This window comes from Saccharibacter floricola DSM 15669 (genome assembly GCF_000378165.1).
In the GTDB taxonomy this organism is placed as follows: Bacteria; Pseudomonadota; Alphaproteobacteria; order Acetobacterales; family Acetobacteraceae; genus Saccharibacter; species Saccharibacter floricola.
This window is the reverse complement of the sequence record NZ_KB899337.1, coordinates 1-13,064: the sequence shown is the minus strand read 5'-3', so window position 1 is coordinate 13,064 and position 13,064 is coordinate 1. Positions and strand designations below refer to the sequence as shown.

7 protein-coding genes and 1 pseudogene are annotated in these 13,064 nt (G+C 50.6%); 1 reads left to right on the top strand and 7 read right to left on the bottom strand.

Going from position 1 to position 13,064, the window contains the following annotated elements; all coding sequences use genetic code 11:
- Positions 1–32: 32 nt before the first annotated feature.
- From F457_RS0105620 to F457_RS0105590, 7 genes are all read right to left on the bottom strand, one after another.
- A complete protein-coding gene (locus F457_RS0105620) occupies positions 33–716 on the bottom strand; it encodes a Fe2+-dependent dioxygenase (RefSeq protein ID WP_018980159.1) in 684 nt (227 codons plus the stop codon).
- A gap of 43 nt (positions 717–759) precedes the next feature.
- A complete protein-coding gene (locus F457_RS0105615) occupies positions 760–3,138 on the bottom strand; it encodes a TonB-dependent receptor (protein WP_018980158.1) in 2,379 nt (792 codons plus the stop codon).
- Positions 3,139–3,363: 225 nt separating this feature from the next.
- Positions 3,364–5,730: a TonB-dependent receptor gene (locus F457_RS0105610; protein WP_018980157.1), complete on the bottom strand. Its 2,367-nt coding sequence runs from the start codon at positions 5,728–5,730 to the stop codon at positions 3,364–3,366.
- A 194-nt stretch (positions 5,731–5,924) separates the two neighbouring features.
- Positions 5,925–6,938, bottom strand: coding sequence for a DNA polymerase III subunit delta (gene holA, locus F457_RS0105605; RefSeq protein WP_018980156.1), 1,014 nt, complete (start codon positions 6,936–6,938; stop codon positions 5,925–5,927).
- A complete protein-coding gene (locus F457_RS0105600; protein ID WP_018980155.1) occupies positions 6,935–7,636 on the bottom strand; it encodes an LPS assembly lipoprotein LptE in 702 nt (233 codons plus the stop codon). Before F457_RS0105600 ends, holA begins: the two co-directional genes overlap by 4 nt.
- Positions 7,637–7,651: 15 nt before the next feature.
- The gene (leuS, locus tag F457_RS0105595) at positions 7,652–10,249 is read right to left on the bottom strand and encodes a leucine--tRNA ligase (protein WP_156809367.1); all 2,598 of its coding nucleotides are present in this window, start codon (positions 10,247–10,249) and stop codon (positions 7,652–7,654) included.
- A gap of 14 nt (positions 10,250–10,263) precedes the next feature.
- Complete coding sequence (locus F457_RS0105590; protein WP_026294230.1) at positions 10,264–10,800, bottom strand: DUF3576 domain-containing protein; 537 nt, start codon at positions 10,798–10,800, stop codon at positions 10,264–10,266.
- A 903-nt stretch (positions 10,801–11,703) separates the two neighbouring features.
- Here F457_RS0105590 and F457_RS0105585 point away from each other — a divergent pair.
- Positions 11,704–13,064: pseudogene (locus F457_RS0105585) on the top strand (hypothetical protein); the annotation flags it as partial.

Sequence of the window (13,064 nt, the reverse complement as noted above, 5' to 3'; positions counted from 1 at the left end):
GCCTTTTTAAAACGCTTCTTTCGGTATCGGCCTTACAACTCAGCCCAGCTGCGTTGAAGATTATGGTACACATTCGTCAGACGAAGTACCTCCCCATCGCGCGGGCCGAACTTTTCCATCAGCGCCATAATGCTTTGGTCAAGATCAAACAAAATAGAGCGATGCTCTTGTGAACGAACCGTTGATTGTGCCCAAAAGAACGACGCCCAGCGGCTCCCTCGCGTTACGGGAGAAACACTGTGAAGGGCGGTTGTTGGATATACAATCATATCCCCCGCAGGCAAGCGAACCCTCTTTTCTTCAGATGGGCCGTAAAGCACGAGCTCTCCCCCATCATACTCATCTAAATCACTAATAAAGAGCGTGCTGGAAACATCCGTGCGAATACGCTGCCCCGTGCCGGGAATAGGACGCAAGGCGTTATCCACATGCGCCCCAAAAGACATCCCCTCATCATAGCGGTTAAAAAGCGGCGGGACGAGCCGCAATGGCAGCACCGCACTGTTATAGAGCGGATTGCTGCCTAATTTACGAAGGACAAAAGTCGATAGCTCACGCCCAAGCTCACTATCGGGCGGGATCTGCAGATTATTCTTTACAGAAGCCGACTGCCCCCCCGCTGTGTCCCGACCGTCAGCCCATTGCCCTTCACGCAAACGAGCCCGCAATGCTGCAAGTTCTTCAGCAGAAAGAACACCAGGAATGTGAATCATCATGACTTTCGTCCCTTCGGACAGAGTAAAATATAAAAACGAGCGCTTAGTAATCCATGCTCAAACGACCAAGGAAGGTCCGCCCCGGTGCTGGTGTGGCATAGCCGGAGAAGATGCTGCTGTAGTTCAAACGATTTGAGAGATTATACCCATTCAGAGACACACTCCAATGACGATCAAACCGATGCGACAACACGCTATCAAATTCCACATTCGCTGGCACGCGCGCTGTGTTGGCATTATCCAACCACACACCTTGGCGCCATGTCACGCCACCCCCAACGGTGAAGTTCCAAGGCTTATTGGGGAAGGCTTCATAAGCTGACCATAACGTTGCCTGATTATGTGGAACATACTGAATCATCTTCCCAACATTAGACTTCGTTGCAGAAGAGGTAACTTTCGGATCATAGAGCGCATAGGTCGCTGTGACATTCCATCCCGGCAAGATCATCCCACTCAGCGACAGTTCTAACCCTTGGTTGCGCTGCTGATCACCGGTATTAATTGTTGCATTCGCCACTGGATCCGTCGTTAATGCGTTGCTTTTATCAAGACGGAAGAGCGAGATTGTCGCCCCCAAACGATCATGCAGCAAGCTCATCTTACTGCCCACTTCATACAGCTGGGCCCGCTGTGGCTTGCTGGACGGTAACGTACCGCTTTGCTTCCCCGGCATGACCGGAACCGCCCCACTCGTCACATACATGCCCATCGGGGTCGTCGAGCTGGAATAGGTAAAATAGAACATCTGCCATTTATTAGGCGTCAGGATCAGGCTCGCCGTCGGATTGATGACATTCTCCGTATCGGGAATATGTATATCGGGGTTTGCAATAGAATTTTTGCCGTTCATATAACTCGCCGGGCCACCCGTCGCGTTATACTGGCTTTGCCAACGATCCCAACGGAAGCCACCTTTCACGGACAGCCACTTGGTAAACCACATCTGATCGTAGATGAAGATCCCCGTATCAAAGCCATAACCCGAGCTGTTCGCTTTCTTCCCAAGCCCTGGGATCACCGGCATAAAACCTGGATTATCTCCCGCTGCAATACGGTACACACCCCCTGCGGTACCACCATCAGGATGAAGCAAGTTCGCCTGTGGAACTGCTTTATTATACACATCCTGGCGACGACGATCATGAACATAGGACATGTCAAAACCCGCCACGAGCTGATGTTTAATAAAGCCCGTTTTGAAGTCCGCTTGCAAAGAAGCCACATTCTGAACAGACCAGCTCGACTGATGATAGGGCAAGGGCACACTATTGCCAGGTGTCGTGCGTTCAATCGCCCCAGCCCCTAGGTTGCCACTATTAATCGCATTGATACAACCGGCTTTGCACTGCACTTTTGAGGCTTCAAAATTGCGGCTATATTCTCCAAAGCGTAGATCATTATGAAACGTCAAATGTGAATTGAAATGATGAGTCAGACGCAATGTTTCCATCGTGTCGCTCGTCTTGTTCCGGTCTTGATCTTTCCCATACCAATTCTGCCGAGGCACGCCATATTCGGTGATTGGCCGTCCAACACTAGACCCACGCGCTGCCACAACGGGAACACCAAAATCAGGAACGCTCTCATCCGACAAATGCATGATTTGGAACACAAGCGTCGTTTTCGTACCAAGACCAAAACTGATGGACGGAGCAATTCCCCAGCGATGGTCATAAACGCCTTTACGCCCCACCACATTGTTGGAATTTCCTAAGCCTTCAATACGAAAAGCCGTATGCGCACCAAGACGTCGGTTGATATCCACCGTGCCACGATAATATTGCCCAGAACCACCACTGAAATCAGCACCTTCGTGATTTTGAAGGGTCGGGGCTTTCGTTACCGCGTTGATCGCACCACCCGTTGTGCCATTCCCAAAGACCTGCCCAGAAGGGCCTTTGATGACATTGACCGAATCATAATCAAAGTTATCACGTGTATAGACCCCGAAATCACGCAAGCCATCTTCATAAATATCGTTCTGAGCCGGGAAACCACGAATCAAAAACTGGTCGCCATTCAGTCCCCCAGCGCCTTCCCCAACAGAAGCGGCAATACCGGGAACATTCTTAAGTGCTTCATCCAGTGACTTCGCATTTTGCTGTTTCATCAGCTCACGCGGCACAACGTCAATCGTTTGTGCTGTATGCATCACATCTTGTGGCATACGCCCCATATCGTTGCTTGCCCGTATCGTATTAAACGGATGACCAACAACGTGAAGACGTTCAACCTCTTTTGAATCCATTGAAGAGGCGGAAGAGGTTGATTTTTCTGGCGTAGAAGCAGACTGCGTTGATGACGCCACTGAAGAGGAATCACGCTGAACATTAGCAGCTTCCCCATGAGCTGTCGCCGCCCCCCCTAAAGTGAGAACGGCCGAAGCTGGTTTTAAACAATGACGTATGAAATGGCTCATGAGAGGCTCCGTGAGGCCTGTTAACGAAAGACACAGCCTCTCTGTAAATGATAATTGTTCGCAGTTACAAGCATGATAAAAAGATCTTATCTTTCTGATAAGTTAGTGTTGCAAAAAAATAACAGTCTCTTTAATTGACAGGAAAATAGCAGCAATTCCCCAAAAAAAGAGAGGCATAGTTGCCTCCCTTTCCAATAAACACGATTAGTAACTGTATGAATTTAATTAATAGTCCATGCTTATCCGTCCAAGAAAACTTCTCCCCGGCGCCGGCGTCGCATAGCTTGAGAAAAGACTATTATAATTCAATCTATTAGAGAGGTTGTATCCATTAAGAGCGATGCTCCAGTGACGATTAAAGCGATGCGAAAGCATACTATCAAATTCCACATTAGCCGGAACACGAGCCGTATTTGCATTATCCAACCAGACGCCTTGGCGCCAGGTTACCCCTCCACCAATCGTGAAATTCCATGGCTTGGAAGGGAAAGCTTCATAAGCCGTCCATAACGTCGCCTGATTATGTGGAACATATTGAATCATCCTCCCCCGTTCAGCCGCACTCGAAGAGGATGTAATCTTTGGATCATAGAGAGCATAGGTCGCCGTCACATTCCAACCGGGTAAAATCATCCCCCCAAGGGACAACTCTAACCCTTGGTTGCGTTGCCCATCACCTGTCGCAATTGACTGACCTGATGACGCATCCGTGGTTAACGCATTACTCTTATCAAGACGGAAGAGTGAAATTGTTGCCCCAAGCCGATCATCAAGAAGGCTCATTTTACTTCCAATCTCATACAGTTGAGCACGCTCTGGCTTGTTGGCCGCACTTTCCGTCCCTGGGCGCACCGGGATAGATCCATTGGTGACATACATCCCCATCGGCGTCGTTGAGCTGGAATAGGTGAAGTAGAACATCTGCCACTTATTGGGCGTTATAATCAGGCTCGCTGAAGGATTCAGCACATTCTGTGTACTGTCATTATGAGCATTAGCTTGGCTAGGATTACCCCCAAAAGAGCGATACTGCGTTTGCCAACGATCCCAACGGAACCCGCCTTTGACCGATAGCCATTTGGTAAACCAGATCTGGTCATAAAGGAAAATACCGGTATCAAAGCCGTAGCCGTTACTATCTGGTTTTTGCCCTACCCCTTTGAGATTACTTAAATTCTTCCACGCTGACCCTGAATCCGCACGAACTTTATTTAAGTTCCCAACATTATGAGGATTAGGGTTGAGGAGATTTACTTCAGCCGTCGGGTTTAGGAACGTGTATTGCTGACGTTTGTCATGAACATATTCCATATCAAACCCAGTAATAAGCTGATGTTTAAGAAAACCTGTATGGAAATCCGCCTGCATAGACGCCACGTTCTGCACAGACCAGCTCCATTGTTTATAGGGGATGGGGCCCCCACCCGCTCCATGATTGGTATGTTGACTACGCGGGACGGTCGCACTCGCAGGGTCTGATCCAAAAAGCGCTCCACAGGTTGTTCCACCACCACAATCTAAATTAGACGCCGTATAGTCACGACTAAACTCACCAAAACGTAAATCATTATGGAAGGTAATATGGGAGTTCATATGATGCGTTAGCCGCATCGTCTCCATCGTATCACTGGTTTTATCCTCATCCTGAGGCTTACCGTACCAATTGCTGCGTCGAACACCATATTCGGTAATGGGACGGGCTACACTATCACCCGGCTTTTTAATCGCTGGAACACCATAATCAGGCACACCATGATTGGACTGGTGCATAATCTGAAAGACAACCGTTGTGTCTGTTCCCAATCCAAAAGCAACAGATGGCGCAATCCCCCAGCGATGAGAGAACACGGTGTTACGCCCAACCTCGTTATTGGAATTACCCATCCCTTCAATACGAAAAGCCGTATGCGCCCCTAAACGCCGGTTAATATCCACTGTTCCACGATAATATTGCCCCGAACCACCACTAAAATCCGCTCCTGCATGATTTTGAAGCGTCGGAGCCTTTGTCACCGCATTGATAGCTCCTCCGGTCGTCCCATTCCCAAAGACTTCTGACGACGGCCCTTTAATGACATTGATGGAATCATAATCAAAATTATCGCGTGTATAGACACCAAAATCACGCAACCCATCTTCATAAATATCATTTTGTGCAGGGAAGCCACGGATCAGAAACTGATCACCACTCATCCCCCCTGCACCTTCACCCACAGAGGCAGTAATGCCAGGGACACTTTTTAATGCTTCATCTAATGACTTCGCATTTTGCTGCTTCATTAATTCACGTGGGACAACATCAATAGTCTGCGCCGTATGCATAACATCTTGAGGCATTCGTCCCATATCATTACTTGTATGCAATGTATTAAATGGATGACCCACAACATGCACACGCTCAACAGTTTGAGACGTGACAGAAGATTTCTGCGTTGAATGATCGACCGATACAGAATTTGAACGGCGCGACTGATCATTGGAGGAAGACAGATCGCGTTGTGCTGTAGCGGGCTCACCATGCGCCACGGCAACCCCGCCCAACGATAAGACAGCCGAAGCCGGTTTTAAATAATGACGGATGAAACGACTCATAACAGGCCCCGCGCATCGGCAAAGAGAGAACACGGAACGCTGATAAGTGATAATAGTTCTTAATTTCAATTAACTTGATGTAAAAAAAAATTCAACAAACTCTTCTTGCCATAAAAAAGACACGAAAAAACAACGAGAAAATCCTATTTCTCGTACCCATGTCACTTTATCTTGTAGGGATAATAAAACGCTCTTTAAGCGACTGTTCCAGCACGTGGATGACATAACCGGACAAGATGCCGACGGCATTCCATCGCATCTGACACACCACCGCTCTGCTTACACACCCACTCTAAATGCTGTGTATCGCTCGCAGCGCACTTTAATGCCTCATAAGACCAACGGTCTAGCGCCCGACCAAACACTTCTTTACGACGGAAAAAAACAGGCGGCTTCAAAGCCCCCATCGCTTCTACGCGAGATTTTCCATCTTTCATCGCAAGATGTACCTGCTGTAAGCGCTCTAATACATTAAGCGTTACCCGGGCAAAAGCAATCGCATTCGCCCCATCAGCTAGAGCTCTTTCTAACGAACGATCTGCGATAAACCGATCTCCCGCTAAAGCCGCATAAACAGCATCATCTAAAGAGGCACCACCAGAATCACCTACAGAATGATGAACATCCTCTAAAGTGAGACGACCATTTTCCCCTGCATAAAGACGAAGCTTCTCAAGCTCTCCACGCACCAACGTACGATCAGCCCCCAGATGCCCCATCAGCCAAGCCAAACCATCCCGATCAATCGTAATACGATCTTCAGAAAGCGTGTCTGTCACGGTGCGCGATAAAGCCCGCCCTTCTTCAGGATAGCACCCGATTGCCGCAATTTTCTTGTGTTTTTCAGCTAATGTACGAAGCTTCGACCGCGGCCCTAGCCCCCGCCCTTCAAGAACAATCAGCGCATCACTCTCTTGCTTCAGCAAGCGCTCCAGCATCGGCGCGATTCCGTCTTGAGCCTCGCGCAACCACACCACACGGCGCCCGCCCGTTAACGAAAGCGCTAAAGCTTCTTCCTCAAGCCGAGACTGTTCGTCCCCCTCCAAACGTGCCAGACGAAAAGGATCTTCCAAATCATCCACAATCTGACGTACAGCGGCAACCGCGCGTTCTCGGATCAACCCAGCATCATCACCATAAAGCAACACAGCACGCCACGAACTGATCTCTTTCATCACACGCGCAACAGTGCGTGCGTCAATCTTCACCGGGGATGATCCTCTCCCGTTGCCGTATCCGATCCATTCCAATTCGAGCGCCCGGTCGCAGAGGCTGGGAAACCATCGGAACCAATATATTGCAACGGCGTTCCTCTATTATCCGGCGGCATAGAATCCGTATCTGGCACCTCGGCTGTATCAACCTTTTGTGCAGCACCGGGAGCAACATGACTGCGGAACCAGATCGCAACCTGTTGCACTGTATCATGCGCAAGATTTTGCGCGACACGCTGCTCAACGGTCTCATCATTCAATGATTGAGAGAAATATTGCTCAATCGTCGGATTATACCCATCCAATGTCCGTGCATTACCTTCAGCTAGCAACTTAGGCGACGCACCAACCGTGTAGAGACGCCAATTCGCTAAACCGACAAGGCGTGTCCGGCCTGACGTATTGTCTTGGTGAATATCAACCGCTTCGAAGGAGGTGTGCCCATCCACCTGCAATGTATAGCCATCTGGATGTTCAGGGTCTGACCCCGCCAGCTCTTGTTGCAGCTGCAGGCGCATTTCCTGTCCGAAACGCGTCGGAATATTCGCAACATAAACCCGTTGCAATTCACGTGAAACGCGCACTGACTGCTTAGATTGCGTACCATAAAGAGGCTGAAAACCGCACCCTCCCATTAAAGGCATCGTGCCAAGCATGACCGCAAAAGCGGCAAGCGACAGATAACGGCTCATACTTAGCACCTCCTTTTAGCCGGCAACGACAAAGTTAACGATACGGTTCGGAACATGAATTTCCTTCACGATCCGCTTACCCTCAAGAGCTTTAGCCACGTTCTCATCGGCCTTTGCTTGGGCAAGAACATCCTCTTTAGGAGCATCCGGAGCGCAAATGATCGTTCCACGTAATTTCCCGCGCACCTGCACCGCAATCGTGACCTTATGAACGGCAAGCAACGCTTCTTGCGCCTCCGGCCAAGCACGTTCCACCACGAGAGCTCCGTCTGGCTCCAGCAATGCCATGAGCTCTTCCGCTAGATGCGGCATCATAGGCGCAATCAGCAACGTCACAACATGGGCTGCCTCACGGCGTGCTGCAGCGATCCCCTCACCGCCTTTCTTCTCGGCCTCACCAAGGGCTGAAGACAGTTCATGCAAACGCGCAACGGCAACATTTGGTGTGAAATTCTCAAGCGCTTCTGTCACAGCGACAATGGTACGATGCGTTATATGACGCAAATCAGCCCCAGCCTCACCATGAGTTGCCTCACGCGCATCACGCTGCGCAACGTCACTCACTTGACGATAGAGCTTCTGCATAAAGCGTGCCGCCGCTGCAACACCCGCTGCCGTCCATTCCATATCACGCTCTGGAGGACTGTCAGACAAGACAAACCAGCGCGCTGTATCGGCCCCATAATGGCTAATAATATCAACAGGGGATACCGTATTACGCTTCGATTTGGACATTTTCTCAGAACGACCAACCGTGACGTCTCGGCCCGTCTTCTTAGAAACAACGACATCGCCGCGTTGTTCAACTTCTTCAGGATAGAGCCACTGGTCACCATCTCGGTAGCTCTCATGAGTCACCATGCCTTGGGTAAACAAGCCACTAAATGGCTCATCAACATCAAGATGGCCCGTCTGCTTCATCGCACGGGTGAAGAAACGCGCATACAGCAAATGCAAGATCGCATGTTCCACACCGCCGATATATTGATCGACCGACAACCACCCATTAACAGCATCCGCCACAGTCGGCGTCTTGGCGTGAGGGCTTGTATAGCGCGCAAAATACCAGGAGCTATCAACAAACGTATCGCACGTATCCGTTTCACGCTGCGCTGGTTTGCCGCATGATGGACACGCAACATGCTTCCATGTTGGGTGGTGATCCAGCGGGTTCCCGGGCCGTTCAAAAGAAACATCTTCTGGCAACGTCACAGGAAGCTGGTCATCAGGAACGGGTTGGGCACCGCATGAATCACAATAAATAATGGGGATCGGACAGCCCCAATAGCGCTGGCGGGAGACACCCCAATCACGCAAGCGCCAATTCGTCACACCCTGCCCAGCACCAATTTTTTCCAGATGCTCAATGGCAGCACGGATCGCATCCTTCGTGGATTTTCCCGTTAAAAACCCTGAATGATACAACGTGGCAGGCCCGGTAACGGCCTTTTCCCCCAACGTAAAGCTCGCCTCATCCTCACCTGTTGGCAGCAACACAGAAGGAACGGCCAAATCATACTTACGGGCAAAGTCTAGATCACGTTGATCCCCACAAGGGCACCCAAAAACAGCACCCGTGCCATATTCCGTCAGCACGAAATTGGCGATCCATACGGGCGCCGTCTGTTCAGGATTGAATGGGTTAGTCACGCGCAACCCTGTATCAAAGCCTCGCTTTTCCGTCGTGCTAAGCGCTTCTTCAGACGTACCAACGCGACGACATTCCTCAACGAAAGCAGCTGCGTCCGAATTTTCTTGAGCAATTTTTTGCGCCAGAGGATGGTCTGCCGCAATGCCAATAAAGCTCAACCCAAATAAAGTATCAGGCCGTGTAGTGAAGACCTCACACGCATCCCCTTCACTCTCATACCCCTCGGGAGGATGATGAAGTGGGAACCGAACCTTAGCCCCTTCAGAGCGACCTATCCAACGCTCCTGCATCGTTTTAACGCGCTCAGGCCACCGATCCAGCTTTTTGAGCGTTTCAAGTAAAGGCTCAGCAAAGTCCGTGATTTTGAGGAACCATTGTGAGAGCGTCTTTTTCTCAATCAATGCGCCTGAACGCCAACCACGTCCGTCAACGACTTGCTCATTCGCCAAAACTGTTTGATCAACCGGATCCCAGTTCACAGCCGCGTCACGTCGTTCAACCAGACCGCCCTTGAGCATGTCCAAAAACAGCTTTTGCTGTTGGCCATAATATTCTGGCTGGCACGTTGCAATTTCACGCTTCCAATCCAGCGAAAACCCTAAACGCTGCAATGTCTCACGCATTGTCGCGATGTTCTGCATCGTCCAAGTACCAGGGTGAACCCCCCGTTCACGCGCTGCATTTTCTGCAGGCAGGCCAAATGCATCCCACCCCATTGGGTGAAGCACCGCATAGCCTTGTGCACGCTTATACCGCGCCACCACATCACCCAACGTGTAGTTGCGCACATGCCCAACATGAAGTTGCCCCGAAGGATAAGGGAACATCTCTAGGACATAATATTTAGGCCGATCCGCAGGCGGCACGTCGGGGGCTTCAAAGCTTTTCGCCTCATCCCAGCGTTTTTGCCAAAAAGGCTCACGGGCATGAAAGTCAAATGTCGAAAGTTCGTGAGGGGTCATATCGCTCATGGAAATTATTTTTTACCACCATTTTCAGCACGCAACTGCCGAGCACGTTCTAAAATACGCGCTGTAATGTCAGACGTTGTATTAGGCGCAACAGGCGTATCTTGCCATTCACCACCGTTCAGCCGTGTCTGACGGAAAATTGTTACACGCAGCGCATCAGAACGCAGCCTACGATCCAGCACATAAGCCGCAATCTTAAAGCGCTCATCCGTAGAGCCGGGTGGTTGATACCAGTCTGTTAGAATAACGCCCCCAGCGGCATCGGCTGAAGACATTGGCATAAAGGAAAGCGTATCAATCGCACCGCGCCAAAGATAAGCATTCACCCCACCACGGAGCTGGTCACTGCCCCCTTGCGCCCCACGATCAACACCTAAAAGATGATTACGTGGTTGGGAGAGCGCTGAAGGGTCTCGAGAACCACCACAAGCACTTAACCCTCCTAGGGCCATCACTGCCAGTAAGGACAAAGCCCTTACGCGCCGATCCTGCGTGACGCACAACGAAAGAGAAGACAAGCAAAGACGAGGGGTAAGTGACATTCGGGACATGCACATCCTGCTGGGCCGTGCCAAGGCCGGGTCACGAGCGGGAGCTTTCAATCTGGCACAATTGAAAACTATACAACTATCCTCTCCTTCATATCGCGCCCTTTCGCTTAGGCCAAGCGCATATACCGCAGATTGCAAGCAAATCTTCTTCTTTTTCTCATCAATGAGGCCATATTCAAGCCGGCTCAACACCTATCTGAAGGTCAACACTACTGTTTTGTGAATGATAAATATATTGCGCACTTATTAAAACAATACGCCTATTCCCACTTGCGCTCCATGCCAAGAAAGAATACTGAACTCCTGCGTGTCCGCGTAGCTCAGCTGGATAGAGCACAGGATTCCTAAATAAAATTGGGCGCTAGGATCATGGGAAACCGCCTAGTGGATTCGCTCAAATTCGGGGAACGCTACCGCCAGCTATGACTGGCTATGCCAATCCCGAGCCAAGCCTGACAGCACGTCAGGAAGGTGTAGAGACTGTACGGGCGATACCTTGGGCTGATGCCTGTGGTAAAGAGACAGTCCAGACCACAAACATCGCGCTCTTCCCGAGCCGATGGCAGCGAAAGCTGACGTGGTATGAATCCTGGGGCCGAGGGTTCGAATCCCCCCGCGGACACCAACAATTTCCGCCCTATACTTTAAGTAAATTTCCTTGATTCTAGGTTCATAGAACCTTATTTTGAACATAGTCAGGCAGTTATGTTGTATGCACGCCCCGCTTTTCTGGGATGTTTTTTTTCGCCAGCATATCAAGGAAGTATGAAAGCAGGAGCAGACGAACACCCTGTATGAGCGTCATTAGCAGCAATCAGCCCATCCACCTCCCCAACCTGCATCAACTGGGGAGTAACCTTTATTCTCTCGCTTCTTAGCTAGGAGATAAAATTTATGCGTTTTCGGCACCATAGAGACCCCGAACTTGGAGGCTTTGACCGCAGTATTACCTTTGGATCCACTCGATTCTTCGGAGTACGCGGTGCTGATTCTGTTTTTGTCAGTGGCGCTGGTCGCCTTAATGATAAAGCGGCCGGTGCCGTTGTATCCGCAGCAGGTGGAACCATCAATGGCGGTTACGCCGTGGATAGTGCGTTCATTGCTGGCATAAATGGTGGTGCCGTCTACAACGCATCCGCAGGAAGCAACGCCTCTGTTGACGCTTTTAATCAAGGCTATTCTTATGGTGCCACGGCAGGATCGTCAGGTGCTATTGCAGCTGCCTCGCTCATAGGGCCTCCGGTTGATGGAGCGGGCACTGCTTACAATCCACACGTCCTTAGCGGTGGGTATGCTCTCGCCGGCGGGGCCCCCAATCTGGTCGTTAAAGGGTACAGAGTGCAGGGCTCTGGGGGGCTTATTTCTGGTGGAACGTTTGATTCGGGCTCCCAAACGGTTGTTGGTAACGGCGGAACCGCTATCGGTGGGAATAATAGCGGTGTCCAGTGGGTTCAGAGTAACGGGCAAACGTCGGGAGGAATTTTTACAGGCTCTGGCGCTACTCAGCTTAACAATGGCGGGATTACTTCCTTTTCCACAGCTATTAGCGGTGGGCTGGTACAAGTGTCCGGCGCTAAGGGCGTAGGCCTGACTGCAATGCAGGGCGGTACTGTTGCAGTGCAAGGCGGTACATATCAGGGCGTGCTTGATGGTGGTATATACGGCACGCCGGTCGTCGGTATGTACGCCAGTGGCTACACTTCAGGCGATATCGTACAGCAAGGCGGAACGGAAGTCGTTGGCTCTGACGGCCGAACGACCAGCTCGCAAATCACCTCTGGTGGACAAGGAACCATTCTTAATGGCGGCACCGCCATGGCTGTAAATGTCAGTGGCGGGACAGAGCTAGTGAGTTCTGGTGGCATGATCACCACCGGGACGGCAGTTGGTGGTGGGACAATCAACCTTCTCTCCAGCGGAACCGCGAACAACCTCCTTGCTTCCACAAATGGGACCGTCCAAAATAATGGCGGCTCTGTCACAAACGCAGTCACTCTTACTCAAAACGGTATCGCTGATACGCTTAATGGAGGAACAACGAACAATTACCTCCTATATGGCGGCACTGCCATGGCTCATAGCGGTGGGTTTGTTAATAACTTCTCCGTTAACGGTGGTACTGGGCAAGTCTTCTCTGGTGGTGCGGCAGGCACCATGGCCATCAACGGCGGTACTGGCAATATCTACCAAGGGGGGCTCGCAAATACAGTCAATCTTTCCGCAGGAACCGGTGAAGTCTTCCAAGGTGGGAGTGT